Origin of the sequence: Paenibacillus oryzisoli, assembly GCF_001653565.1 — a bacterium.
Classification (GTDB): domain Bacteria; phylum Bacillota; class Bacilli; order Paenibacillales; family NBRC-103111; genus Paenibacillus_E; species Paenibacillus_E oryzisoli.
Genome location: NZ_LYPB01000071.1, coordinates 67874 through 93078 on the forward strand (window position 1 = coordinate 67874; position 25205 = coordinate 93078).

Genomic DNA, 25205 nt, shown 5'->3' on the forward strand with positions numbered 1-25205 from the left:
GATAGCAAGAAGTAACATAACCTACAGTACGGAAGAGGGGAAAAGATGGAAAGCTCAAGTTTGATGCTGAGAGAAGTTCCGTTTGAAGAGAGACCGCGGGAACGAATGCTTCAACTGGGGGCAGGGGCACTAAGTCATGCCGAACTGCTTGCCATTTTATTAAGGACAGGTACGGTAGCTGAATCAGCCATTCATTTGGCAAGTCGGATTCTAAGTGAAAGCGGGGGGCTTCGCAGTCTTGTTGATATGAGCAAGGATCAGTTAACGCAAATCAAGGGAATTGGTAATGCCAAAGCTCTGCAAATTCTTGCGGGTATTGAGCTAGGACGCAGACTGGCTAAGAGTTCATATGAGGAGCGGATAACGATCCGTTCGCCCAAAGATATCGCGAATTTAATGAGCGAGGATCTTCGTTACTTACAGAAAGAACACTTTGTTTGCTTGTTCCTCAATACTAAGAATCATGTTATCGCACAAGAAACATTATCTATGGGAAGTTTAAATGCCTCTATTGTCCATCCAAGAGAAGTTTTTCGTGCAGCGATTAAAAGAAGCAGTGCCTCCATCATTTGTGTACATAATCATCCTAGTGGAGATCCGACCCCAAGTCCGGAAGATATTAGTCTGACAGGTCGTTTAGTAGAAGCTGGTGCAATAATTGGTATTGAAGTGTTGGATCATGTTATCATTGGAGATCAGAGATTTATAAGTTTGAAGGAACAAGGCTTTATGTAATATAATAGAACACGCAACAGGAAAGGAGCTCTTTGTATGTTTGGTGGTTTTACGAAAGATCTGGGGATTGATTTAGGCACCGCGAATACATTGGTTTATGTAAAAGGCAGAGGAATTATCGTTAGGGAGCCTTCCGTGGTCGCCCTTCGTACAGATACAAAAACAATTGAAGCAGTTGGTGAATCAGCCAAAAAGATGATTGGTCGTACACCTGGGAATATCCGAGCCGTACGCCCAATGAAGGATGGCGTTATTGCTGATTTTGACACGACTGCAACGATGATTCGATACTTTATTCGTCAAGCTCAGAAGCAACGTTGGTTATTTCCGCGTCATCCGAATGTCATGGTGTGTGTGCCATCCGGGATTACAGCTGTAGAAAAGCGTGCCGTTGAAGATGCAACGAAACAAGCGGGAGCAAGAGAAGCTTACACGATCGAGGAGCCATTCGCAGCTGCGATTGGCGCGGATCTTCCCGTATGGGAACCGACGGGTAGTATGGTTGTTGATATTGGGGGAGGTACGACAGAGGTTGCTGTTATCTCACTCGGCGGTATTGTAACCAGTCGCTCCATTCGTATTGCTGGTGATGAAATGGATGAAGCCATTATTCAATATATTAAACGTACATACAACCTAATGATTGGGGAACGCACCGCTGAAACGCTGAAGATCGAAATCGGTTCTGCTTTAAACACAGATAAGGCAGATTCACTGGAAATTCGTGGTCGTGATCTTGTCAGCGGGTTACCCAAAACGATTAGTGTAACGTCTGTGGAGATCACAGAATCGTTGTCAGATACGGTAAGCGCTATTGTGGAAGCCGTGAAAGTCACGCTTGAGAAATGTCCACCAGAATTGTCGGCCGATATTATGGATCGTGGTATTGTACTGACCGGTGGAGGTGGATTGCTTCGTAATTTGGACCGTCTGTTGGCACGAGAAACGGGGATGCCTGTTATGGTTGCCGAGAATCCGCTCGATTGCGTTGCAATTGGAACGGGACGTGCCTTAGAGAATATTCACTTATTCAAAAACAAATCAGGTTCGAGGTATAAGGGTTAATTTTCGTTAGAAGGTGCTAATTTGTTTAAATTCATGGGAAATAAACGACTTATTTTTCTAATGTCAGGTTTAGTCTGCTTCTTTATTTTGATGGGACTAACACTAGGGAATCGTGGGCCGATGACATGGCCTGAGAAATTCGTTAAAGACTCCATATCATGGACGCAAGGACTCTTGTATAAGCCCGCTGCGCAGGTAGCGGGCTTCTTCGAAGACATCAGACAATTGCGTGTCATTTATGAAGAAAACAAGACATTAAAGCTAACGCTAACACAATATGCACGAGATACGCAGCGTTTGAACGAGCTTGAATCGCAGAACAAACGACTGATGGAATCGCTGGGCTTTACAGAACGTCAGCGACAAGCCAACAACTATACATATCGAATCGCTGAGGTCGTCACCATTGATCCAGATCCCTACAACAGCACCGTAACGATTAATTTGGGTGATAAAGATGGGATTAAGGAGAATATGGCGGTTATGACTGTCGATGGCTTAGTGGGAAGAGTGAGTAAAGTGTTTGGCTTTCACTCCAACGTGCAGCTGCTATCAGAGACGAATGATACTGACAACAACTCCAAAGCAATTGCCGTCACAGTCAAAGGGAATGATTCACAGCCGTTCGGGATGATCGAATCGTATGATCCCAAGGTTGGGGAGCTCGTTATGAATAAAGTTGAACATGCTGACGATATGAAAGTCGGGGATACGATTATTACTTCAGGTTTGGGGCAGGTATTTCCCAAAGGGATCGAAGTGGGGACGATCTCTTCGATTGGACCCGGGGAATTCGGCATTACCTATAAAGTAATGGTGAAGCCGAAAGCATCCTTTAACCGGATTCGTGAAGTGTTCGTTGTTGAAGTTCCGGAAGTGAAATGAGGTGAGCGGGCAAATGAATAGACATGTGTTATGGCTCATCCTGCTCGGCCTGTTTATCCTTCAAGGCAGTTTAGTCGTATGGTTGCTGCCAGCCTCATGGCAAGCAATCGTGTATGTTACACCTCATTTACCTTTGGTATTCATTATCTTTATTGGACTTTTTCATCATCGTCATGCGGCGTTGCTATACGGGCTTCTGTTTGGATTGTTACACGATTTCACTTACTATGGAGCGATGCTGGGTGTGTACTCTTTCAGCATGGGGCTCGTAGGTTATTTGGCAGGTCTTGTCCAGCGCAAGCAGCCCAATCTCATTTTTTACAATTTGCTTATTACAAGTTTAGGATTATTGCTTTTTGAGTTTCTCAACTATGGGATCAACCGCTTATTCAAACTAATCGCCATTGATTTGAATTGGGCTCTCACCCATTACATGCTCCCAAGTGTTCTATTCAATTTACTTGCGGCCTTGATTTGTTACGTTCCCATCCGCAAACTGCTTGAAGGCAAACGACTTGCAGCATCAGCGAAGGAAGATTAATTTTCCAGGGGATAAGCAGGAGAATTTAGAACAAGGGCCGAAATGTATAGGTTGGGAGGTCGTCATGCCATTATGTCTGTAGCGAAGCACCACGTGATGATTAAAGGGGTCAAAGATGGCCTAGTATTTTTACTAAATGACGCATGCGATTGGCAAGAGTTGTTGCAAGAACTGCAGCATAAGCTCGAGAAAACGCATCAACAAATATTAACGGGTCCAATCATTCATGTGAATGTCAAACTGGGCAACCGTGAGGCCACCGATGAGCAGAAAGAAGAGATCCGAAATGTGATTAAGCAGAAGGGGAATCTCTTAATTCAATCCATTGAAAGCGATCCGCCTAAAGTGGAAGTTCCACCGGAACCCAAGGTATCTATGACAACGCTAAGAGGAATGATTCGCTCAGGACAAACCCTTCATAACGAAGGAGATTTGCTTTATCTTGGTGATGTCAACCCAGGTGGAATCATTACATCTACAGGGAATATTTACATCATGGGTTCACTTCGAGGAATGGCTCATGCAGGGTCTGATGGAGACGAGAAAGCCATCATTGCTGCGTCTCATATGCGGCCTACACAATTACGAATTGCTGGGGTCATTAGTCGTTCGCCAGATGAGTGGGGAATCGAAGAGGCTTTCATGGAATTTGCTTATGTCAAAGACGGTAAAATGGAAATCGATAAGCTGCATCAGCTTCATCGGATATGGCCGGATGCGCCACTTAAATAAATACTTATAACATAAACTGTGTCTGGGGTGAGGAATATGGGAGAGGCTATCGTTGTCACCTCAGGTAAGGGTGGCGTTGGTAAAACGACGACTTCCGCTAATCTGGGGACTGCACTTGCACTTCTTGGGAAGAAAGTATGCATGGTTGATACGGATATTGGCTTGCGTAATCTGGATGTTGTGATGGGATTGGAAAATCGAATTATCTATGACCTTGTAGACGTTGCGGAAGGTCGTTGCCGTTTGCCGCAGGCGCTGATAAAGGATAAGAGATTTGATGAACTGTATTTATTACCTGCCGCTCAAACGAAGGACAAGCACGCCGTAACTCCGGATCAGGTGCGAACCATTATTATGGAACTCAAAAATGATTTCGAATATGTCATTATTGACTGTCCGGCGGGTATTGAGCAGGGCTTTAAGAACGCGGTTGCTGGCGCAGATAAAGCTATTGTCGTCACAACTCCTGAAAATGCCGCTGTGCGTGATGCGGATCGGATTATTGGCCTTTTGGAAAATGAGAAAATATCTTCACCCAAGCTTGTCATCAATCGGATTCGTCCTCAAATGGTGAAAAAAGGCGAAATGCTGGATATCGATGAAATTTGCTCTGTACTAGCTATCGATTTGTTGGGTATTGTACCTGATGATGAGCATGTGATTAAGGCTGCTAATCTAGGTGAGCCAACGGTGATGAACCCTTCATCTCGCGCAGCCATTGCCTATCGGAATATAGCTAGACGCATTGTTGGCGATACGGTGCCGCTCATGCAGCTTGAGGACAAAACCGGTTGGGTAAAAAGAATGAAAAAGTTTATTGGAATAGGATGATAGTTCTGTGTTTGCCAAACTGAAAAACATTGATATTCCAATTGTTGTCATTCTGATTGCCTTCATGGTGATAAGTACAATGATGGTCTACAGTGCTTCTGTCGATCATCCGACCATTAACATCAGCATTTCCAAAATTTTGATTTTATATGGAGTAGGACTTATCGCTTTTCTAGGCTGCAGTTTATTCGATTATCGTGTACTTTTACGTATCGCCCCCTACTTGTATGGGATTGGCATTGTTTCACTGGTTGCTGTCTACTTTTTTGGTAAAAAGATTCATGGTGCCCGCGGCTGGTTTGAGCTTCCGGGAGGATTGACATTCCAACCTGCAGAGCTCGTCAAGTTAATTTTGATTGTTTGTATTACAGCACTGCTAGCCAGACGCGGCGGGGACTTACTTCAGGTGAAGAATGATATAATTCCCGTTGGTTTGGCTGTTTCTATTCCTTTCGTACTTGTGCTTATACAGCCTGATCTAGGGAATGCGATTATTTTTGTCATTATTCTGATTGGTATGCTATGGATTGGGAATATCAAATACTCACAGGTGTTGATAGCGATCCTCCTCGTAGTCGGAGTAGGTTTCCTGACACTTACCTTATACAAACATTTTCATGATAGTTTGTTTGAGATGCTTAAGGGATTCGGCTTTAGTCATTGGATGGACCGCATTGATACGTATCTGTACCCGCATGATGTATCCGAGGATGATAGTTGGCAAGTACGAAATGCAGTAAGAGCCATTGGTTCAGGTGGGCTTGAGGGAGAAGGGTATTTACAAGGTACTTCGGTACATAGTAATTTTATTCCTTATGCCTATTCCGATTCTATCTTTGTTGTGGTCGGTGAAGAATTCGGATTCCGTGGTTCTGCTGTCCTGTTGCTTATCTATTTCATGCTGATTTACCGGATGATTTTAATTTCGATTCAAAGTTCAAATATTGGTGGAGCTTACATTGTTGTCGGTGTCGTGTCGATGTTCGTTTTTCAAATATTCGAAAATGTAGGGATGTTAATCGGTATCATGCCATTGACGGGCATTACGCTTCCATTTGTAAGCTATGGAGGTACTTCTCTTCTGATCAATATGCTCTCAATTGGTCTTGTCATGAGTGTGAAGTTGCATCAGGAGCGTGCCCCTGAATTGTTTTAATCCTTGATTATACTAAGCCCGTGGCCATATTGTGGTCGCGGGCTTGTTTCAATTCCTGCAAACCGGTTGAGAAAAGCACTTTTCACATAATCTTGTCCATGTGCTCATAGGCTGTACTAATGAAGTTCTATGAGGAGGGGATTCTATGGTTATAAAAGATAAAGTAAAGCAACGCCGACTAGAGCGACTTCGCCATTTGCGAGAATCGTCAGAAGTTTCACAAGGAAATGGGAGCTCTCACAGATCCTCTCCGTCGCTTGATTTCCTAGTACCAACTCGACAGGTAGAGGAAATGCCCTTATATGCTGATCCTGACTGGAGAAGGCGAATGGAAGATCCTGAGTTTGCTTGGAGGCAGAAGCTTATGAAGGATATGGCGAATGATGATTCAGAAAGAGGGTTGCTCACCCCGCCATCTGCTCGGAGAATTGCCATGAAGTTACTTATCAGTGGTGCCCTATTTGCCTCTATTTACGGTATGTTTCACATAGACAAGCCATGGGCTGATCAAGGGAAGCTCTATATAACGGCAGCACTAACGCAATCCTATGACTTTACAGCTGTGTCCGCGTGGTATGCTGATAAATTCGGAGGCGCTCCTTCCTTTATTCCTAGCTTTAACCGTGCAGCCAATGAAGCAGTGATTGTAAGTACTTCGAAGCGTACGTTGTTCGCACCTGCCAAAGGAAGTGTGTTGATCAGGTATGATGGGAACCTTCATAAGGGTGTCAAACTGAACACAGCTGAGTTTGCGCCGGTGTATGCGATGGATACAGGACAAGTCATCTTCGCAGGTACGACGACGGATACGGGAGTAACCGTTATGATTCGCCATCCTGGCGGATTAGAATCGCTATACGGCGGACTCAGCGAGGCTACGGTTTCCGTAGGGGATTGGATGAAGGTGGGGGAGCCGATAGGTAAGGCTTCTGCCAAAGATTCAGCGAAGGGGAATCTGTATTTCTCTGTCATGAAAGAGGGCGTGACGATCAATCCGGCGGATGTGATCACATTTGATTAAATGGGCAGGCACCAAGTATCGTTTCCATCCCCTTTTTACGCTAATTATGATTGGCTGTGCGATAACGGGGTATTTCCTAGAGGCAATCACGCTATTCGGCATCGTACTCATTCATGAACTCGGACATCTAACCGCGGCGAAAGGGTTCGGTTGGAGAGTTCAAGAAGTGCAATTACTTCCCTTTGGCGGTGTCTTAATTGTTGATGAGCTAGGGAGTACATCTACGCGTGAAGAGTTGATCGTCGCTATAGCTGGACCACTACAACACCTATGGATGATAGGGTTGGCGTTGATAATGAAGTCATTTGATATCGGAAATGGTAACTGGTGGGATTACTTCATTGAAGCGAATCTCATGATCGGTTTATTCAATCTGATACCTGTGATGCCGCTCGATGGCGGGAGAATTATGCAAGGCTTGTTAGGTTATATCATGTCCTTCCATAACACGATTGTCTATTCGGTTTGGATCAGTATGATTATTAGCTTATCGATCATTGTTATGTCGATGATTCAGCTTGTACAAGGGCAGCTGCCGATCAATTTCCTCGTTATCGGTCTGTTTTTACTTGTATCGAATTGGTACGCTTATCGGCAGATTCCGTATCACTTTCTGCGTTTTCTTATGGGGCGCGGCTTACGTGTAGGACAACTGCTGGGCCGAGGTACAAGAGCGCAGCCTATTGTCATTACGAAGCAGCTTACGATGGCGGAGACGCTAAAGCTTTTTATGCGAGAAAGATACCACTTAATTTATGTCGTAAATGAGGCAGGACGCATCCAAGCTGTTCTGCCCGAGCAGCAAATCGTAGGCGGTTATTTAGATGGGAAAAAACCGGGGAGTGCAGTTTCCGATCTTTTCATGTAAAATAACTGGTGAGGTGAACATGTATGAAGCAACTGATAATTCACTGCGCACCAGAGCTTACACAGGCGGCATTGCTAGAAGATGGACGTCTGGTGGAGTATGATACGCAGTATCCGCTTGAATCTCAACGGGCAGGCAGCATCTACATGGGCCGCATCGTGAACGTACTTCCTGGCATGCAAGCGGCATTCGTCGATATAGGACTTGCGAAGAATGCCTTTCTTTATATAGACGATCTCCTTCCCGTTCATGTGGACAAGCAGCCTAAGATTAAGCCTTCCATTGCAGATATTGCCGAGGTTGGGCAAATGCTAATGGTTCAAGTGAGCAAGGACCCCCAAGGCACCAAAGGGGCGCGAGTGACTACGCACGTTTCCATTCCGGGACGTTGGATCGTGTATATGCCAGATGCTGATTATATTGCCATATCTCGCAAAATTGATCTAGAAGCTGAGCGGCAGCGACTGAAGCAGTTAGCAGAGGGTAATCTGATGCCTGGTGAAGGCGTTATTATTCGAACAGGTGCAATAGGTCAAAGTGAAGAAGCCATCCGAGATGATCTGCAAAATTTACGCGATATATGGAGTAGCATTCTAGCGAAGCGCGATGAAACGCATGCTCCCGCACAGCTGTACCAAGACTTGGATTTATTGCCCAAACTAGCGCGAGATGTGATATCGGATGAAGTTCAAGAAGTGTGGATGAGCAACAACAAGGTCTTTGAAGAAATGAGAACTTTGCTCCGCAAACAGCAGCCGGGTTGGCGTGGCCGCATTGCTTTCTACGACCGTAGAACACCTATGTTCGATCATTTCGGCGTTACAGAAGAGTTGAATCAGAGCTTTCGTCGCAAAATTTGGCTTCCTAGCGGCGGCTATTTAATTATCGATCAAACCGAAGCTCTTACCGTAATTGATGTCAATACAGGGCGATACACCGGTTCTGTTGATCTTGAGCAAACAGTTACAGATATTAATCGTGAAGCAGCTGTCGAGATCCCTAGGCTTTTGCGGCTTCGTAACCTTAGAGGCATTATAATTGTTGATTTTATTGATATGCATGGGGAAGACAATCGTGCGAAGGTCATGGCGAATATGGCGGAAGCTGTGCGCAAGGATCGTTCTAAGACGACAATTGTTGGTTGGACCAAGTTAGGGTTGTTGGAACTGACGCGGAAACGCAAATAAAAGGTTTGCATATGAAAATAAAACTGTGATATAATACTCGGAGTGTGTTGTTTAGGCATGCTGTAACCGCACGAAACAGGTCGAAGTACGCGAGTGGATTAGATTCCGTTCCGTCACCTGCACAAGGCGAGTCTGAGACATGAGGAGGTAAGTGAAAATGTACGCAATTATTGAAACAGGTGGTAAACAGTACAAAGTTCAAGAAGGCGATGTTCTTTACATCGAGAAATTGAACGCTGCTGAGGGTGAGGTTGTATCTTTTGATCGTGTGTTCTTGGTTTCCAAAGAGGATGGCCTAGTAGTAGGTGCTCCATTGGTTGCTGGTGCTTCCGTTTCCGCGAAAGTGGAGAAACACGGCAAAGGCGCAAAAGTCATCGTTTATAAGTACAAGCCGAAAAAGAACTATCACAAAAAGCAAGGTCATCGTCAACCGTACACAAGAGTAGTAGTTGAGAAAATCCAAGCGTAAGAGACAAGCCTATGATCTACGTGACCATAGAACGTCTTGAACTGGAATCACCTCAAATTCTTTCTTTTGTCGTTGAAGGCCATGCTGAGTTTGACGTGCCTGGCAAAGACTTGGTCTGCGCCGCGGTATCAGCGATATCCGTTGGTACTTGTAATTCGATAGAATCCTTAACCGGCGTGATTCCCATTCACGAAATGGAGCCTGGACTGCTGGATGTAACCATCCCGGACAGTGCGCGCGACAATTCTGATACTTGGAATCAAGTGCAGTTAATTATAGAATCGATGATCGTCATGCTACAAACGATTGAACAAACTTACGGTGACTATATAACGATTGAAACAATCTATCACAAAGGAGGATAACACCATGTTTTTGAAATTGGATCTCCAATTATTTGCTTCCAAAAAAGGGGTAGGTTCCACAAAGAACGGTCGTGACTCACACTCTAAGCGCCTTGGCGCTAAACGTGCTGACGGTCAAACTGTTACTGCTGGAAGCATTCTTTACCGTCAACGCGGTACGAAAATTCACCCAGGAACGAACGTAGGTATCGGTTCGGATGATACACTTTTCGCTTTGGTACAAGGCGTAGTGAAATTCGAGCGTTTGGGCCGCGATCGCAAAAAAGTGAGCGTATACCCAGTTGATGTAGCTCCTGTAGCTGCAGCTCTAGAAGCGTAATTAGAATCCCTGGTGAGCGAGAGTTCATCAGGGATTTTTTCTCAATATGCAAGGAAAGAACCTCTAACCGTGATCACTCATTTCGGATGGTCCGGGGCAGGGGTTTTCTCGTTTGTTTGGTGAAGTTTTCCAGGCAGCATGATATACTGGATGAACGGTTACAAAGCGGGAGAACGGGGCGAGCGGATAATGAAGCAATTGGGCAGCGCACAGGTCTATGTATTAGCACTTGTGCTCATAGGATTGACTGGCTTGTTGGTGACAGAACCGTGGATTATTCGAGTGGCATTTCTACTAATTATTCTCGTAAGTGGGTATACAGCATGGAGACTACAAGTAAGTAGAATGGAAGAGAAGTGGCGTTCTACATTAAAGCAGCAAGAGCAAGAGGATCATCTTAAGCTGATTGCCGTTGTAAATCGCTTGCGGCACGATTGGATGAATGATACCCAAATTTTATTTGGTTACATTCAAATGAAGAAGTTTGATAATTTGCGGCCCTATATGGAAAAAATAAAAATGACTATGCAGCAGGAAAGCAATCTCTCCAAACTGGGAATCCCCTCCTTTATTGCTTACTTGCTTCAGTTCCGTGTACAGTCCAAGACATTAGAGCTGAATGTGGAAGTTGAGCAAGAAGTTAATCTTGGACAACTCCCCATTAGTCACGGACTGATTGAACGATTGGTTCGGCAAGTGGTGGCATGCATCCAGGAACATACGGCATTCGAAGAGGGGGAAAGTGGCACACTCAGCTTGGAATTTGATGTTCAAGAAGATGGCTTACTGCTTGATTTTGTATATCAAGGCCCCTATAATCGGGAACAACTTGAGCAATCGGTTTTGGCACGTTTTTCGTCGAAAGGTTCACAGTATTTGCTTGAAAATGATGATTGGCATGAAGAAGAAGCAAGTGTCACGCTGCGATTGCCGTTTCATATATAAAGTTGAGGTGTAGAAATGTTTGTTGATAAAGCGAAGATTTTTGTAAAAGGCGGCGACGGTGGTGACGGTTTAGTCGCTTTCCGTCGGGAGAAGTATGTACCCGATGGCGGCCCTGCCGGAGGTGACGGAGGCAACGGCGGAGATGTTATTTTTCGAGTAGATGAAGGTTTGCGGACGTTAATGGATTTCCGTTATCAAAAGCACTTTAAAGCAGATCGCGGCGAGAAAGGCCGCAACAAAACGATGCACGGAGCCAATTCGGAACATATGATCGTTCGTATCCCTCCGGGGACGACTATCATTGATGATGATACGCAAGAAGTGATTGCTGACTTGACACGCCATGGGCAAGAGGTTGTCATTGCCAAAGGTGGTCGAGGCGGAAGAGGAAATGCACGCTTTGCAACGGCGCGCCTAACAGCTCCTGAGATTGCCGAGAATGGTGAAGAAGGCGTCGAGCGTTGGGTTACTTTAGAAATGAAAGTAATGGCTGACGTAGGGCTTGTCGGTTTCCCAAGCGTGGGCAAATCAACCTTACTATCTGTCGTTTCAGCTGCGAAGCCCAAGATTGCAGCGTATCACTTCACAACGTTAACGCCAAACCTAGGTGTAGTTGATGTTGGCGATGGCAGAAGCTTCGTGATGGCCGATTTGCCAGGTTTGATCGAAGGTGCGCACGAAGGCGTAGGTTTGGGACATGAGTTTCTACGCCATGTAGAACGGACGCGGGTTATTGTACATGTCGTGGACATGTCGGCTGCGGATGGTCGTGATCCGTACGAAGATTTCATCAAGATTAATGAAGAAATCAAGCTCTACAATGCGAAATTAGAGCAGCGTCCTCAAATCGTAGTAGCGAACAAAATGGACATGCCAGAGTCGGAAGATAACTTGGCTTTGTTCAAAGAACAGCTAGCTGCTGATGGTAAAGAGTTTGAGGTTTATCCGATTTCGGCATTAACGCGCGGCGGCGTACAAGAATTGCTATATAAGATTTCCGACATCGTGGAAAGCATCCCGAATGCCCCTGAGGTTGAGGGCGTAGCTGAGGCACAAGAGCGTAAGGTATATCGGATTGAGAAACGTGAAGAGAACGACTATACGATTCGTCGTGATAATGATGTATTCGTTATCGAAAGTCCTTCGATTGACAAGTTAATCAAGCGGACGAATTTTACGACCCAAGATGGTATCGCGCGTTTTGCTCGTATTTTGCGTAACATGGGCATCGATGATGAGTTGCGTAAACGTGGTGCAGTCCATGGACAGACGATTCAAATCGGTGATTTTGACTTCGAGTTCGACGAGAACAATTTGTAAAACAAGGCACTTATCCTAAGGGGTAAGTGCTTTTTTTATGTCAGCTAATGTGTCACAATACTTGACATAAAGTTTTAAATTGATTACCATTTTAATATTAACAATGAATCGTGTTAGTAAACATGACATAATAGTAGCGGGAAAGGAGGAGTATGATGAAGAGATGGATTCAAGCGATGGGTTCGGATCAGACACGTTTGCGGAATTTAACCTACGACGAAGCTTTCGAAGCGGCTTGTGAAATGGCGAAAGGAGATTCAACAGACGCGCAATGCGCAGCATTTTTAATGGCGCTCTGTATGAAAGGGGAAGGGGACGACGAGTTGATGGCCTTTATTGATGCCTATCGCAGCTATTCTTTGAATTATCCTCCGCATCCTTACTCGCTTCACTCTATCGGGCTCACAGAAGGGAGGAAGCGATTTCCGATTACGCTGCCTGTCTCCCTGCTGCTGGCGTCAGTGGGGTTCACACAGGTTATGCAAGGTGGCGATGCGCTTCCGTCCCGCCAAGGGACCGCCCTGAAGGAGATGGTAGAAAGCCTCGGTGTATCTTTACAACTTTCTGTGAAGGCTTGGCAATCGATGTTAGTTCATTTGCATATCGGATTTCTACCTACAGAGCAACTGTGTCCGCCAATTGGACGACTGAAACAGGTGCGGGAGCAATTGGGGATACGAACGGTCATCGATACGATAGAGAAAGTGTTAAATCCTGTACTTTCGACGAACTTAATTATCGGAGTGCAACACCGCAAAGCAATGGAATCACTGATTCCGATAGTGATGCGTTCGGAGTTTCAACAAGCGTATATCATCTGCGGCATTGATGGTTCTGAGGATTTGCCACTCTATGAAAACAGTACAATTCGGATTGTGACACCTTGGGGAGATGAGTCTCGCAATGTTGAGCCGCAGAAATTTGGTTTCACAAGTACGCCATTACCCAACCTTGCAAAAGAAGAACAGATTACGATGGTAAAACGTATTATTTCAGGTGAGGATGGGACTGAAGTTAAGCGTGAACGTGATCATGTCATTTTTAATGCGGGGCTAAGATTGAAATGGTTTGATAAGGTAGACAGTTACGAAGAGGGCTTTCAGCTTGCTGAAGCTTTGCTACAGCGGAAAGAAGCCCATAAAACGATGCAGCGCTGGATTGAACAGAGTCAGTATTTGAAAATGCAAGATCTTGCTGACAACGATGATTCCTCTACAAAAATAGGTTGAAAGCCCTTCTGAAAGCTGTTGAGTAGGCAGCTAATGGGGGCTTTTTTTCAATATAGAATTAATATGTTTGACATATTAATTTGGCAGTATTGCTCCATAAAACGCTCCCGTCCTTAATGGTCGGCATAGCCGTTTATTTTGTGGGGGTAGGCGAATTGGTAGATGTTACAGCTAAAACTTAATCAATGGATATGTTACCATTTACTAGTGTCATATTGATTCGCAAGTACATAACGCTAGGAGGCTACAAAATTGAAGAAACAATTACTTGCTTTTGCCCTTATCCCATCATTATTATTTGGTGCTGTTACAGTCCCATTCCCTAAAGCAGCTTCAGCTGCAACTACTGGTAAAGTTATTAGCAGTGTGAGTTTTCGCCAAAGTCCAGATGAGAATTCACCGCGTATTCGCTATTTAAAAGCTGGTGAGCCTGTTTCCATTATTGAGAAAGTGAACGCCTATTGGTATAGAGTTCAAGTGACAAATGGTCAAATCGGTTATGTCTCAACGAGTTCGAAATACATACAAGCAAACGGTCAATCTACAACACCTGCAACGGGTACAGGACGTATCGTCGCAAGCGTGAGTTTCCGTACTGCTGCTAATGAAAATGCAACGCGAATCCGTTATCTCAAGGCAGGAGAAACCGTTCAAATTCTGCAGAAAGTAAATGCATATTGGTACAAAGTCAAAGCATCGGATGGTCGTGAAGGATACATAAGCACAAGTCCTACCTACATATCAACATCAGGCGGAAGTACATCACCTGATACGAACACAGGTGGCGGTACGACAAGTGAGAAGATTCAAAAAGTGATAGCGGCAGGTAAGAAATACTTAGGAACACCTTATGAATATGGGTCCAGTCGCAATAACACAGCTACGTTTGATTGCTCTGATTTTGTGCGTCAGGCATACTTGGATGGAATTGGACTGAAATTACCATCCGATTCGAGAGGACAAGGCGCGTATGTGAAGTCACTTGGGCACCATGTAACGGACTGGCATAACCTCAAAGTTGGCGATCTGATGTTCTTTATGTCTTATAAAGGGACAGCAGAATCCAACTATTCAGGAATTAACAAGGCTACACAAACGATAACACATGTCGCTATTTATTTAGGCAATGGTCAAATTCTCTCGACGTACTCCAAAGAAAGTGGTGGCGTGCGAATTGATTCCATTGCAAATCGGCATTGGGAGTATCGTTTCCTATACGGAGGTAGTGCACTGTAAGGAATCAACAAAAAGAGCAGGCAACGAGAAATCGTTGTCTGCTCTTTTTCGAGTCATGGGTAACTTAAATTTGCATCGGGTCCAATAAAGGATTCCAGTGAATCGTTGGCGTGTCTGTCCCTAGTTGAACGCCTGCTGAGCCAATCCACGGATGAGAAGTCCGGCCTACACTGAAATAATGTTCGAGTAAACAGCGGAAAATATAAGGCATCGGACGATCGAGGACAGCCGATTTGTGAATCCAGTGCAGATCACCTTCCGAGGTAACGATTCGTGGAGTCACATCTGTTGTACCGACATAGAAAAATTGTTGGCGTATTTCTTGGCCGTTGAGCCGAAGTAAGACATATTGCAGCTGTAAATCTTGAATCTCATCTTGCTCGATGCCGGTTTCTTCCCAAACTTCGCGGAAACAAGCCGTTCTTGGTTGACTAATTTCATGCGGTTCGAGATGACCACCTATTGCCGCCCATAAGCCGGGAGAGATCGTGCGGTTTAATGCGCGTTTCATCATAAGGAGTTCGTCATGCTGGTTCCATAAAAGTGCAGTAGACATCATTCGTAATGTAATCATGGGGAGACCCCTCTCTTCGTTCGTTCCATTTTAGCTTAGCATAGAAAAGGAAGAGGCTGCAAAGGCGGATGCTTGCATGCATTTTGCCTATTGCTTCACGGGGCATGTTTCGATATAATGTCCTCTATAGGGAAACATTAGTCTTTTTGGAGAGGACGGTAGTTAGGTGCCGGAGAGCAAAGAGTTTCATCCAACCATGAAGCACATCGGACCTGAGAGGTACTACTTAGTCCGTGAGGATATTCTTCCAGAAGGTGTTCTGAAGACAGCCCAGGCCAAGGAGCTGCTTGCACGCGGTGAAGTGAAGACGATTCATGACGCTGTCGAACAAGTTGGGCTGAGCAGAAGCGCCTTCTATAAGTATAAAGATGGCATTCATCCACTTAGCAAGCTGGAGCGAGAACGTATTATTACGATTTCAATGGATTTGGAGCATAGGTCCGGAATATTGTCCCGCGTACTCGCACTTATCGCCAATTTGGATGGCAATGTATTGACCATCCACCAAACGATACCACTACAAGGTATGGCGAATGTCGTTATATCTTTAGAAATTTCATCCATGGGTGAGGAGATCCGGGAAATTGTGGATCGCCTAGGAGCGCAAGACGGAGTCAAGCGTGCTATGGTCATCGGCCAAGGCAGTTAAGATTTGCATACAATACAGGAGGTAATGAAATGAAACCCATCAAGGTTGGTTTATTAGGATTAGGTACTGTAGGAACAGGTGTAGTGCGTATTGTTGAGGGTCATCAAGAAGATTTGCAACGTCAAACAGGTTCAGTTATTGAAATTGCAAAAATTCTTGTACAAGATAAATCCAAACATCGTAACATTTCTGTTGATGTGGATAAGTTAACAGAGAACGTCTGGGACGTAATTGGTGATAGCGACATTGATATCGTTGTTGAGGTCATGGGGGGCATTGAAGCAACGAAAGCCCATATCCTAACAGCACTTGGGAATGGCAAGCACATTATTACCGCGAATAAGGATCTAATGGCGATGCATGGTGCTGAGATTTTGGCCAAAGCTGCTGAGAATAATTGCGATGTTTTTTATGAAGCGAGTGTTGCTGGCGGAATTCCGATTATTCGTGCGCTCGTGGAAGGCTTCTCCTCAGATCGGATAACGAAGATCATGGGAATTGTGAACGGCACGACGAACTATATTTTGACTAAAATGAGTCAAGAAGGCGCTGCGTATGCCGATGTGTTGAAAGAAGCGCAAGAACTAGGTTATGCAGAAGCAGACCCTACTTCAGATGTTGAGGGCTTAGATGCAGCTCGCAAAATGACAATCTTATCGACGCTTGGTTTTCATGCCAATGTCGCTTTGAGCGATGTGTCAGCGAAAGGGATTTCCAAGGTAACGAAGGAAGATATCCAGTACGGTAAGAAGCTGGGGTATGAAGTCAAATTGCTTGGTATCGCTGAGAATCATGACGGCCATATCTCCGTCAGCGTTCAACCAACGATGGTCAAAAACTCGCATCCTCTAGCTTCCGTAAATGGCGTATTCAACGCAGTCTATGTGACGGGCGAAGCAGTTGGTGAAACGATGTTCTATGGTGCGGGTGCAGGTGAACTACCTACGGCAACTTCCGTTGTAGCCGATTTAGTGGCTGTTGTACGCAATTTGAAATTAGGCATTAATGGACGTACGGTACAAGCTCCTTACAAAGAGAAGAAGCTTAAAACGGATGAGCAAATCGCTTCCAAAAACTTCATCTTGCTTCATGTTGAAGACAAAGCAGGTGTGCTTGCACAAATAACACAAATATTTGCAGAGCATGAGGTTAGTTTGGAATCCGTCTTCCAACATCCGAATCAATCGAACCCGAAAGCGGAAATCATCATTATTACTCATGATGCGAACCAAGCGAGCATGAAAAATGTATTGAATCAATTCGAATCCATGGATGTTATCCATGCGATTAAGAGCGTATATCGTGTAGAAGGTTAGAAATCGGTAACGCACTCGTCCTAGGGGGAGTGCGTTAGACGTTTATTTTAAGGAGAAGCGAGGCGCAATTTCGAAATGAGCTACAAGACAGAACAAAAGGTAAGGGTGAAAGTACCGGCAAGTACAGCGAATTTAGGTCCCGGCTTTGACTCCTTAGGGATGGCCTTGAACTTATATGCTTGGATTGATATGGCGATCTCTGATCAGACAAGAATTCAATTGATTGGCGATCAGATGAGCGGAATTCCTACGGATAAATCGAATTTAATCTATAAGGTAGCTCAAATGGTGTTTGATAAAGCGGGCGTTTCGCATCCGGAACTTGAGATTTCCATGTATAGTGAAATTCCACTTACGCGTGGTTTAGGAAGCAGCGCTTCAGCAATCGTAGGAGCACTTGCAGGTGCGAATGCGCTTATCGGGAACAGATTCTCAACCTATGAACTATTCCAAATTGCTTCGCGTCTAGAGAAGCACCCAGACAATGTGGGCGCAAGCCTATATGGTGGCATCGTCGTAGCGTTCTGGGATGAAGTGAGGGCAGAATCCATACGGATTGAGCCCCATCAGAACCTGGATGTGCTGGTGGCGATACCCGCCTTCCAGTTATCGACAGAAAAGGCGAGAGGCGTTATGCCGCAGCATGTAACTATGAAAGATGCGGTGTTCAATCTTAGTCACTCCTCGTTGCTTGTTGCTGCTTTGAGCACGGGCAATCTCGAGATGATTCGTCTTGCCATGAAAGACAGATTACATCAGCCTTATCGCGCGGCGCTTATCCCTGGCATGAAGACATTATTGAATGAATGTGAAGACCATGGCGCACTTGGTGTTGCTTTGAGCGGGGCAGGACCTACCATGTTAGCGCTGGTTGATGCACGTAGTGAGAAGAAGCCAGAGCTAGAGAAGTTCCTTCATGAGACGTTGGCAAAGGAAGGCATTGATGCTCAGCTACTTTGGCTGAAGCCGAGCCAAGAGGGCGTGACTACCACGATTCTTCGAAGCGAAGATGCGAGTCTCCTCTCTTTAGTGGAAAATGAGGTGCTGGCATGAAGCGAGTTGCCATTCTTGGACCGAGCACGTTCTCGGAGGAAGCAACACGTCACTTTCTAGGTGAGAATTTTACGTATGTTTCCTATAAGTTGATCTCTGAGGTATTCAATGCAACTGCATCAGGTGAAACGGATTTAAGTGTGATTCCCATTGAGAATACGCTAGAAGGTTCTGTACATCTCCATGTGGATTGGCTTGTGCATGAAGTTGACCTTCCGATTCGAGCAGAATGGGTATTTCCAATCGATATGAATTTGATTGGCTACCCCAATCCAAATACAGACGTTAATCCAGCGAATCCATACCTTCATATTCGTAAGGTATTGTCGCATCAAGTTGTGCCTGCACAGTGCAACCAATTCATGAAGCAATATTTGCGCGGGGCCGAGTTTGAACAAGTGAGCTCCACGGCTGAAGGGGTTCGCATTGTATCCGAACTTCAGGATCCGACGGTTGCAGCGATTGGGACTGCGATTGCCTCCGCGAATTATGACGTACCTATGTTACAACGAGAGATTCAAGATCACAAGGATAACATGACTCGCTTCTTGCTTGTCGGTAAAGAAGCTTCGGAGTTGATGCCTTCGGAAGTTATGAAGACGACGATTCTGGTTACACTGCCAGAAGATTATCCTGGTGCCCTGCACCAAGTGCTATCCGCATTTGCATGGCGAAGAATCAATCTTTCGAAGATTGAATCGAAACCAACGAAGAAGAAACTTGGCATTTATTATTTCTATATTGATATTGTGGGGACGATGGACTCCATTCTTCTGCCTGCAGCTATTCAAGAGATCGAAGCGATTGGCTGTCAGGTTCGTATTCTAGGTTGTTATCCAAGCTATCCGTATATTGGATCTTAAGGGAAATCCCTTGCGTTTATGACGCGAGGGATTTTTTTTGTTCGATAGGGGCAAAAGCCTAGGAACGTGCATAAACTGTACTATCATGATTGTAAATATGCGAATGCTGACGCGGCCAAGTTTCTGGCGAATGTTTGAGAAACGCGAAGGAGATGCATACGAAGTCAGTTTTCAGAAGAAGACTTAAAGGAGGTAGGGTTTTGAAAATCCATATTGTCAAAAAAGGCGATACCCTGTACGAGCTCGCGAAAAAATATCACACTACACTAGACCAGATTATTGCACTTAATCCGCAAATAGCTGATCCTAATCAGATTGATGTCGGGATGAAAGTGAAAATTCCATCTACCGTTAAACCGGCTGAACCAGCTCCATCTGATTTTGTTTATAAGCATGTTGTACAACAAGGTGATAGTTTGTGGAAACTGGGGAAAGCCTGGGATGTACCACTGCAAGCGATGATTAAAGCGAATGCACACTTAAAGAATCCTAATGTACTTATGACAGGGGATGTTGTTTTCGTCCCGAAAATGCAGCATGGGCATACGCATAACAACCAGCATCATATGCCTCATCATACATCAAAACTCAGCACAGAACCGTTTGCTCCCATGCCTATAACGCAGCCAATGCCGCCAACCGATGCGTACCAACAACCAATTATCGCGAGCCCACAACAACCTGTCGTTGAAGCACCTCCGTTATCTACGGGGGAAACGGTTCCATCCCTACCACAAATAACGCAGCATATGCCGGTTATTCCGGCCCCGGTCATGGAAGATCATGAACTTGATCAACCCTATGGGCAAGCGGTACATCCGTTCCAGCAATTTCATATTACAGCCACGGAGGTCTTTGCCTACCCCGAGCAGCAGCATGAAGCTACGACGCTTCCGGTTTATCCTCCTTATCAGGAAGAGCCGTGTGAACAGCTCCCAACGATGGTAGCTCCAGTTACTATCTTGGATGAAGGCTGCGGATGTGGTGGACCTTCGATGAATGAGCAGCCTTGGATGAACTATCCAGCGCATTATGCCAATGTTCCTATGGGGAACCCTTGGGATCAAGTGCCACAGGAGATGCATGCAATGCCTGCTTTTTATCCGCCTCCGATGCCGTATGATCACCCGATGGCGCAACACTATGCGTTCCAGCATGATCCCTATGGTATTCCGTATGCGGGTCAAGGACAGTTTGCTCAGCACGCTCCATATGAAGAATCCTCTCTGTTGCCGCAAGTTCATACGCATGAACTGAAGAAGGTCACGGATACAGTTGCGGAAATTGACATCGACATTCGGGATAAGCACAAGTCAGCTAAACCCAAAACAAGCGGAAGCCGAACAGCTCGCAAAGTTAAATTATCAGGAGCCTCATCGTTGAGTGCGTTCTTGCAGCAACAACAACGGGGCATCGAGAGACAGGAGCCGAGCAAGTCAAACGGCCCTTGGATTAATTTCTGAGTTTCAAAAAAATAAGCCTCAAATCACGAACTATATCGTGGTTTGAGGCTTTTGGTATATGCTATTAAGCGATCATGCCTAATGTGAAGAAAGTCATTAAACCAATAACGAAATTCATTCCCCATTTCTTCCGAAGAAGCTCACGGCCCCGGTGCAAACGAGTTTTCACAGTTGTAATTGGCAGATTCAGGCGCTCACTAATTTCTTGAAGAGAAAGCTCCTCTAGATAGTACAGCGTAATAATCCCTTTATATTTGTCCCCTAATTTGTTGATGGAAGCGTGCATATGCTCTTGAATTTCTGTTTGAAGAACGGCATGTTCCGGCGATTGATCTTGACTGGCAAGCTTACTGTAGTAGCTGTAATCATCATCAAAATCATTTAGCTCCGCATCAAGGGATTGAACAGGTCTCTTTTTACGCAGCAAATCGATGGCAACATTTTTTCCGATCCGATAAATCCAGGTTGAGAAATTCTGGCTTTCATCAAAGTGGTTTAAGTTCAAATACACGCGGATAAAGGTTTCTTGTACAATATCCTCGGAATCAGGACGGTTATGCAGCATCCGAAACGCGAGCTTTTGAATTTTGCTACGATAGAGCTCGACTAACTCCACGAAAGCGTTGCGATCGCCTCGTCTGGATAATTGAATTAATTGAAGTTCTGCCACATTCATGATGTTTCCCTCCTTAGAGTTGTCGTTTAGAAAAAGGTGTAAACCAGTCTCATTTGCTTATAACATATATATCGTCATTCCTGTATGCCTATGAGAGTTTTTATCCTATCTTTGACTATATCATTTCTGTGGCTACAGTCAAATTCAAATGAGCGCGCGAGCTCAATTATAACCAATTGTTACCGAAATTTTGTAAGTTTCGTGACAATTTATAGGGATCTTAGTCGAAGTCAATGTCTCTCTTCTTAGGGATCTTTGACGACTAGCTACGTGGACTTGGATTTGAATGAGAGACAGTGGTTGTATTCGTACTTGAGGTGCCTGTTCCAATCTTATGAACTTCGTTCCATAAGGCTACACAGCCCCACAAGATAACGACGCCGATAATCAGGAGGGTTGTGCGTTTGATTGGTTTTCTTCCATTCATGGTTCATTCACCATCCGTCTTGAAATATGAGAAGGTAATGTTTCACATACTACATGTGCTATATTTTTGGATAAACGCTCCTGTCCTAGAAGGACGGCGTAGCCGTTTATTTTGATTGGTTTCGTATCTTCATTCACTACTATGGTAAATGATGTATAGTGCTTCTTGCAAATGGAAACAATACGAAAAAACAAGAAGAAGGGGATATCGTGACTGTACATCGGTTCTTGAAGCAATTGAAGAAGAGACTACGCTGGAAGCGAAGTTGGTTGACCTTAGGAATATTCGTTCTGGTTGCTGCTGTTACCTGGTCCTTATTTGGCGATGATGCACCTTACAATCCGAAAGTTGCTACTCGCGCGACCCTTGCTGTTTTAACACCAGAGAAGGATGTGCGTCTTCAGGAAGCAACGAAATTACTGCAAACCATCTCGGACCGCAGAGAAAGCTATTTGCTTAAGTCCTATGTTTGTGGCGAAGAACGCAGTCAATTGGGTTCGCATACGTCACAAGAATTACTTTCACTGCAGAAACAACACCCAAGTTGGCAGTTAAGTATACAAGAGAATGGCGATGTTGTGTTTACGGAAAATATTGAAGATTTATCTCCAGACTGCAAGGAAAAGGCAGTGTTCGGGATAGACGGCAGCAGCAATTTGTCGTTATTCAATGGAACTCCTGCAAACAATCACATTATTCGCACCTTTTTCCAACTCAATATTCAGCAGTTAGAAAGCAGTTTGCCAAGAGATACAGTGGCACAACTCCATGAAGGAATTCGAGTTACTGATATAGAGGAGTATAATAGCGTATTATCTACGTTCAGCGATTATGCCATAGAAGTCACGGAAGGTGCAATGTCACGTCCTTAGTTCAAACAATACCATATATAAAGATCAAGAGATAGTTCGGGGAATTCCCGAGTCTATCTCTTTTTTTCATTCTCTGCTATAATGGAAATGACTACATATGTTCGCTTTTTTTAGATGGGAGAGAAACACTTTGCGTATTCTAGGGATTGATCCAGGGATCGCGATCGTAGGCTTTGGCTTTATTGATAAAATCGGTAGTAAACTAGTTCCGGTACAATATGGTTCGATTCAAACGGAAGCACATACGGATCCAGGTATCCGACTGAAAGATGTCTATGACGCTACAGTACAATTGATAGAGAAATATAAACCAGATGTGATGTCCATTGAGAAATTGTTCTTTAATCGAAATGTAACCACGGCATTTACCGTAGGTCAGGCACGAGGCGTGATGATCCTTGCAGGTGTGCAGGCTGGTTTGCCGATTGCTGAATATACACCGCTTCAAGTCAAACAAGCCGTTGTAGGGTATGGAAATGCAGAGAAGAAACAAGTACAGGAAATGGTCAAGATTTTGTTGAAATTATCCCAAGTACCGAAACCAGATGATGTAGCTGATGCGCTCGCCATCGCTATTTGTCATGCTCATTCTTCATCACTTCAATCTAGGATAAATGAGGTTAGAAAAAGATGATAGATTTCTTACGAGGTAAAGTTGCACACCGTGAAAGTGAGTATGCGGTTCTCGATGTGAATGGGGTGGGCTATCGTGTGTTCTGCCCGAACCCCTATGCGCTTTCACACAAAGAGAATGAAGACGTCACGATGTTCATCCACTATCATGTGCGGGAAGATGCGCATCTTCTGTTTGGCTTTGTAACGCGCGATGAACAGTCCTTATTCCGTTTATTGCTGGATGTCAGCGGTATTGGCCCCAAAGTTGCGCTAGGTATTCTAGCAGCTGGCGGTAGACCAGAAGCAGTGATTCTAGCTATTAGCCAAGAGAATTTGGCATTCCTAACGAAACTGCCTGGAATCGGCAAGAAAACAGCGCAGCGCATCGTCTTAGATCTGAAAGATAAACTAGGCTCTGTGAGCTTCTCTAGCCCTGAGGCTGCTGTTGCATTAAGTGTCGTTGGATCGGCGCAATTAACAGAAGGCGGACTGCCTTGGAGCGAAGCGAAGGAAGCGTTGATGACACTTGGCTATACGGAAGCGGAAGTGGATCGTGCTTGGCTGCAAGTGAAACCAAAAGCAGGACCATCGGATTCTGTAGACGTGCTGGTGAAGCTTGCTTTGCAAGCGTTATTTACCATGTAAAGGAACTGAACGTGCCTAGAAAGGAGGGACACCATGGACAATGAGCGGATCATATCGGCTAATTTTATGATGGAAGACAATGTGGTCGAGTATAGTCTGCGTCCACGGTTTTTGGCTGAATACATTGGCCAGAAACAGGCGAAGGAGAACCTCAAGATCTATATTGAAGCTGCCAAAATGAGGAAAGAAGCTCTGGATCATGTACTTCTGTATGGACCGCCTGGACTCGGGAAAACAACGCTGTCCAACATTATCGCCAATGAACTTGGCGTGAATATTCGAACAACCTCCGGGCCGGCGATTGAGCGGCCTGGCGATCTAGCTGCCATCCTGACGAATCTGCAGGAGGGAGATGTGCTCTTCATCGATGAGATTCACCGACTCCACCGAACGGTGGAAGAGGTGCTGTACCCAGCGATGGAGGACTTTGCCCTTGATATTATTATCGGCAAGGGGCCAAGCGCACGCTCTGTGCGTCTCGACTTGCCGCCATTTACCTTGATAGGCGCCACGACACGCGTTGGGCTGCTCTCTGCGCCGCTGCGCGACCGTTTCGGGGTCGTCAGTCGGTTGGAGTTCTACACGGTCGATGAGCTGAGCTACATCGTCAGCCGGACAGCCGACATCTTGCAGGTCGGCATCGTTGGTGATGCTGCGCGCGAGATCGGTATGCGTTCACGCGGGACTCCGCGTATCGCGAACCGATTGCTGAAGCGGGTGCGTGATTTTGCCCAGGTGAGAGGCGACGGCATCATCACCATGGAGCTTGCTAAGGAGTCGCTAAGACTTCTGCAAGTGGATGATTTGGGATTAGATGAAATCGACCATAAGATGCTGCGGGCAATTATTCAGAGCTTCCAAGGGGGCCCTGTAGGGCTTGAAACCATCGCAGCAACCATCGGTGAGGAAAGCCAAACTATTGAAGATGTTTACGAGCCGTATTTGCTTCAAATTGGTTTTATGCAGCGTACACCAAGAGGGCGGATCGTGACGCCGCAAGCGTACCACCATCTGGGTTTACCCGTACCGGAGCAACGATAAATAAGGCCTTGTACGGCCAACATGAATTGACGATTTAAGAAGCTTTTGCCGCTGCTGGAAGGGCGGGCAAGAGCTTTTTTTGTCTTTTTTCAGCGAATAAACAAAAC

General features: G+C 45.2%; 28 protein-coding genes. 26 read left to right on the plus strand and 2 right to left on the minus strand.

All coding sequences use genetic code 11. The features are described from left to right. Window positions 1-45 precede the first annotated feature (45 nt). From radC to A8708_RS16955, 17 genes are all read left to right on the plus strand, one after another. Window positions 46-735 carry a RadC family protein gene (gene radC, locus A8708_RS16875; RefSeq protein ID WP_068665466.1) on the plus strand — a complete coding sequence of 230 codons (690 nt, stop codon included), beginning with the start codon at window positions 46-48 and terminating at the stop codon, window positions 733-735. 36 nt (window positions 736-771) lie between these two features. Continuing rightward, window positions 772-1800: a rod shape-determining protein gene (locus A8708_RS16880; protein WP_068665468.1), complete on the plus strand. Its 1029-nt coding sequence runs from the start codon at window positions 772-774 to the stop codon at window positions 1798-1800. A 21-nt stretch (window positions 1801-1821) separates the two neighbouring features. Beyond that, complete coding sequence (gene mreC, locus A8708_RS16885) at window positions 1822-2685, plus strand: rod shape-determining protein MreC (RefSeq protein WP_239696731.1); 864 nt, start codon at window positions 1822-1824, stop codon at window positions 2683-2685. 13 nt (window positions 2686-2698) lie between these two features. Beyond that, window positions 2699-3226, plus strand: coding sequence for a rod shape-determining protein MreD (mreD, locus tag A8708_RS16890; RefSeq protein WP_068665470.1), 528 nt, complete (start codon window positions 2699-2701; stop codon window positions 3224-3226). Window positions 3227-3298: 72 nt separating this feature from the next. After that, window positions 3299-3958: a septum site-determining protein MinC gene (gene minC / locus A8708_RS16895; RefSeq protein ID WP_068665471.1), complete on the plus strand. Its 660-nt coding sequence runs from the start codon at window positions 3299-3301 to the stop codon at window positions 3956-3958. A 36-nt stretch (window positions 3959-3994) separates the two neighbouring features. After that, window positions 3995-4789 carry a septum site-determining protein MinD gene (minD, locus tag A8708_RS16900; RefSeq protein ID WP_068665473.1) on the plus strand — a complete coding sequence of 265 codons (795 nt, stop codon included), beginning with the start codon at window positions 3995-3997 and terminating at the stop codon, window positions 4787-4789. 7 nt (window positions 4790-4796) lie between these two features. Beyond that, the gene (locus A8708_RS16905) at window positions 4797-5945 is read left to right on the plus strand and encodes an FtsW/RodA/SpoVE family cell cycle protein (RefSeq protein ID WP_068665475.1); all 1149 of its coding nucleotides are present in this window, start codon (window positions 4797-4799) and stop codon (window positions 5943-5945) included. 145 nt (window positions 5946-6090) lie between these two features. After that, window positions 6091-6966, plus strand: a complete 876-nt coding sequence (locus A8708_RS16910; protein ID WP_082927580.1) for a peptidoglycan DD-metalloendopeptidase family protein — start codon at window positions 6091-6093, stop codon at window positions 6964-6966. Further along, the gene (locus A8708_RS16915; RefSeq protein ID WP_068665479.1) at window positions 6959-7834 is read left to right on the plus strand and encodes a M50 family metallopeptidase; all 876 of its coding nucleotides are present in this window, start codon (window positions 6959-6961) and stop codon (window positions 7832-7834) included. Before A8708_RS16910 ends, A8708_RS16915 begins: the two co-directional genes overlap by 8 nt. Before the next feature lie 23 nt (window positions 7835-7857). Continuing rightward, window positions 7858-9021 (plus strand): Rne/Rng family ribonuclease, encoded by a 1164-nt coding sequence (locus A8708_RS16920; protein WP_068665481.1) that lies wholly within the window; start codon window positions 7858-7860, stop codon window positions 9019-9021. A 157-nt stretch (window positions 9022-9178) separates the two neighbouring features. After that, window positions 9179-9490, plus strand: a complete 312-nt coding sequence (gene rplU / locus A8708_RS16925; protein ID WP_028555793.1) for a 50S ribosomal protein L21 — start codon at window positions 9179-9181, stop codon at window positions 9488-9490. 11 nt (window positions 9491-9501) lie between these two features. Then, window positions 9502-9855, plus strand: a complete 354-nt coding sequence (locus A8708_RS16930) for a ribosomal-processing cysteine protease Prp (protein WP_068665483.1) — start codon at window positions 9502-9504, stop codon at window positions 9853-9855. A gap of 4 nt (window positions 9856-9859) precedes the next feature. Continuing rightward, on the plus strand, window positions 9860-10174 hold the full coding sequence (gene rpmA, locus A8708_RS16935; RefSeq protein ID WP_036742986.1) for a 50S ribosomal protein L27: 315 nt from the start codon (window positions 9860-9862) through the stop codon (window positions 10172-10174). 138 nt (window positions 10175-10312) lie between these two features. Then, window positions 10313-11119, plus strand: coding sequence for a Spo0B domain-containing protein (locus tag A8708_RS16940; RefSeq protein ID WP_068665485.1), 807 nt, complete (start codon window positions 10313-10315; stop codon window positions 11117-11119). A gap of 15 nt (window positions 11120-11134) precedes the next feature. Beyond that, window positions 11135-12439 (plus strand): GTPase ObgE, encoded by a 1305-nt coding sequence (gene obgE, locus A8708_RS16945; RefSeq protein WP_068665487.1) that lies wholly within the window; start codon window positions 11135-11137, stop codon window positions 12437-12439. Window positions 12440-12594: 155 nt separating this feature from the next. Then, window positions 12595-13668: an anthranilate phosphoribosyltransferase gene (locus A8708_RS16950; protein WP_068665488.1), complete on the plus strand. Its 1074-nt coding sequence runs from the start codon at window positions 12595-12597 to the stop codon at window positions 13666-13668. A gap of 252 nt (window positions 13669-13920) precedes the next feature. Beyond that, a complete protein-coding gene (locus A8708_RS16955; RefSeq protein ID WP_068665490.1) occupies window positions 13921-14904 on the plus strand; it encodes a C40 family peptidase in 984 nt (327 codons plus the stop codon). A gap of 64 nt (window positions 14905-14968) precedes the next feature. Here the strand turns inward: A8708_RS16955 and A8708_RS16960 are convergent, their stop codons facing one another. Continuing rightward, window positions 14969-15478, minus strand: coding sequence for an NUDIX domain-containing protein (locus A8708_RS16960; RefSeq protein WP_068665491.1), 510 nt, complete (start codon window positions 15476-15478; stop codon window positions 14969-14971). 196 nt (window positions 15479-15674) lie between these two features. Here A8708_RS16960 and A8708_RS16965 point away from each other — a divergent pair, with 196 nt between their 5' ends. The 5 genes from A8708_RS16965 (at window position 15675) to A8708_RS37000 (ending at window position 20822) form a co-directional block, all read left to right on the plus strand. Further along, window positions 15675-16127, plus strand: coding sequence for an ACT domain-containing protein (locus A8708_RS16965; RefSeq protein WP_056610603.1), 453 nt, complete (start codon window positions 15675-15677; stop codon window positions 16125-16127). Between the two features lie 29 nt (window positions 16128-16156). Next, window positions 16157-17443 carry a homoserine dehydrogenase gene (locus A8708_RS16970; RefSeq protein WP_068665493.1) on the plus strand — a complete coding sequence of 429 codons (1287 nt, stop codon included), beginning with the start codon at window positions 16157-16159 and terminating at the stop codon, window positions 17441-17443. A 75-nt stretch (window positions 17444-17518) separates the two neighbouring features. Beyond that, entirely contained in the window at window positions 17519-18496 is a 978-nt protein-coding gene (thrB, locus tag A8708_RS16975; RefSeq protein WP_068665495.1) for a homoserine kinase, read from the plus strand. Continuing rightward, window positions 18493-19359, plus strand: coding sequence for a prephenate dehydratase (gene pheA / locus A8708_RS16980; RefSeq protein ID WP_068665497.1), 867 nt, complete (start codon window positions 18493-18495; stop codon window positions 19357-19359). The genes thrB and pheA overlap by 4 nt, the downstream gene beginning before the upstream one ends. A gap of 200 nt (window positions 19360-19559) precedes the next feature. Next, window positions 19560-20822 (plus strand): LysM peptidoglycan-binding domain-containing protein, encoded by a 1263-nt coding sequence (locus tag A8708_RS37000; RefSeq protein WP_068665499.1) that lies wholly within the window; start codon window positions 19560-19562, stop codon window positions 20820-20822. A gap of 64 nt (window positions 20823-20886) precedes the next feature. Here the strand turns inward: A8708_RS37000 and sigW are convergent, their stop codons facing one another. After that, complete coding sequence (gene sigW, locus A8708_RS16990) at window positions 20887-21498, minus strand: RNA polymerase sigma factor SigW (RefSeq protein WP_068665501.1); 612 nt, start codon at window positions 21496-21498, stop codon at window positions 20887-20889. Window positions 21499-22134: 636 nt separating this feature from the next. Between sigW and A8708_RS16995 the strand changes: the two genes are divergently transcribed. From A8708_RS16995 to ruvB, 4 genes are all read left to right on the plus strand, one after another. Next, complete coding sequence (locus A8708_RS16995; RefSeq protein WP_068665502.1) at window positions 22135-22797, plus strand: BofC C-terminal domain-containing protein; 663 nt, start codon at window positions 22135-22137, stop codon at window positions 22795-22797. A 130-nt stretch (window positions 22798-22927) separates the two neighbouring features. Then, complete coding sequence (ruvC, locus tag A8708_RS17000; protein ID WP_068665504.1) at window positions 22928-23431, plus strand: crossover junction endodeoxyribonuclease RuvC; 504 nt, start codon at window positions 22928-22930, stop codon at window positions 23429-23431. Beyond that, window positions 23428-24057 carry a Holliday junction branch migration protein RuvA gene (ruvA, locus tag A8708_RS17005; protein ID WP_068665506.1) on the plus strand — a complete coding sequence of 210 codons (630 nt, stop codon included), beginning with the start codon at window positions 23428-23430 and terminating at the stop codon, window positions 24055-24057. Before ruvC ends, ruvA begins: the two co-directional genes overlap by 4 nt. A 33-nt stretch (window positions 24058-24090) precedes the next feature. Further along, entirely contained in the window at window positions 24091-25098 is a 1008-nt protein-coding gene (gene ruvB, locus A8708_RS17010; protein WP_068665508.1) for a Holliday junction branch migration DNA helicase RuvB, read from the plus strand. Window positions 25099-25205 lie beyond the last annotated feature (107 nt).

Excerpts from the sequence above, each read along its gene's own strand:
- radC (WP_068665466.1), top strand. The coding sequence starts at position 46 with ATGGAAAGCTCAAGTTTGATGCTGAGAGAAGTTCCGTTTGAAGAGAGA.
- A8708_RS16880 (WP_068665468.1), top strand. The coding sequence starts at position 772 with ATGTTTGGTGGTTTTACGAAAGATCTGGGGATTGATTTAGGCACCGCG.
- mreD (WP_068665470.1), top strand. The coding sequence starts at position 2,699 with ATGAATAGACATGTGTTATGGCTCATCCTGCTCGGCCTGTTTATCCTT.
- minC (WP_068665471.1), top strand. The coding sequence starts at position 3,299 with ATGTCTGTAGCGAAGCACCACGTGATGATTAAAGGGGTCAAAGATGGC.
- minD (WP_068665473.1), top strand. The coding sequence starts at position 3,995 with ATGGGAGAGGCTATCGTTGTCACCTCAGGTAAGGGTGGCGTTGGTAAA.
- A8708_RS16910 (WP_082927580.1), top strand. The coding sequence starts at position 6,091 with ATGGTTATAAAAGATAAAGTAAAGCAACGCCGACTAGAGCGACTTCGC.
- A8708_RS16920 (WP_068665481.1), top strand. The coding sequence starts at position 7,858 with ATGAAGCAACTGATAATTCACTGCGCACCAGAGCTTACACAGGCGGCA.
- rplU (WP_028555793.1), top strand. The coding sequence starts at position 9,179 with ATGTACGCAATTATTGAAACAGGTGGTAAACAGTACAAAGTTCAAGAA.
- A8708_RS16930 (WP_068665483.1), top strand. The coding sequence starts at position 9,502 with ATGATCTACGTGACCATAGAACGTCTTGAACTGGAATCACCTCAAATT.
- rpmA (WP_036742986.1), top strand. The coding sequence starts at position 9,860 with ATGTTTTTGAAATTGGATCTCCAATTATTTGCTTCCAAAAAAGGGGTA.
- A8708_RS16940 (WP_068665485.1), top strand. The coding sequence starts at position 10,313 with ATGATATACTGGATGAACGGTTACAAAGCGGGAGAACGGGGCGAGCGG.
- obgE (WP_068665487.1), top strand. The coding sequence starts at position 11,135 with ATGTTTGTTGATAAAGCGAAGATTTTTGTAAAAGGCGGCGACGGTGGT.
- A8708_RS16950 (WP_068665488.1), top strand. The coding sequence starts at position 12,595 with ATGAAGAGATGGATTCAAGCGATGGGTTCGGATCAGACACGTTTGCGG.
- A8708_RS16960 (WP_068665491.1), bottom strand. The coding sequence starts at position 15,478 with ATGATTACATTACGAATGATGTCTACTGCACTTTTATGGAACCAGCAT.
- A8708_RS16965 (WP_056610603.1), top strand. The coding sequence starts at position 15,675 with ATGAAGCACATCGGACCTGAGAGGTACTACTTAGTCCGTGAGGATATT.
- A8708_RS16970 (WP_068665493.1), top strand. The coding sequence starts at position 16,157 with ATGAAACCCATCAAGGTTGGTTTATTAGGATTAGGTACTGTAGGAACA.
- thrB (WP_068665495.1), top strand. The coding sequence starts at position 17,519 with ATGAGCTACAAGACAGAACAAAAGGTAAGGGTGAAAGTACCGGCAAGT.
- pheA (WP_068665497.1), top strand. The coding sequence starts at position 18,493 with ATGAAGCGAGTTGCCATTCTTGGACCGAGCACGTTCTCGGAGGAAGCA.
- sigW (WP_068665501.1), bottom strand. The coding sequence starts at position 21,498 with ATGAATGTGGCAGAACTTCAATTAATTCAATTATCCAGACGAGGCGAT.
- ruvA (WP_068665506.1), top strand. The coding sequence starts at position 23,428 with ATGATAGATTTCTTACGAGGTAAAGTTGCACACCGTGAAAGTGAGTAT.
- ruvB (WP_068665508.1), top strand. The coding sequence starts at position 24,091 with ATGGACAATGAGCGGATCATATCGGCTAATTTTATGATGGAAGACAAT.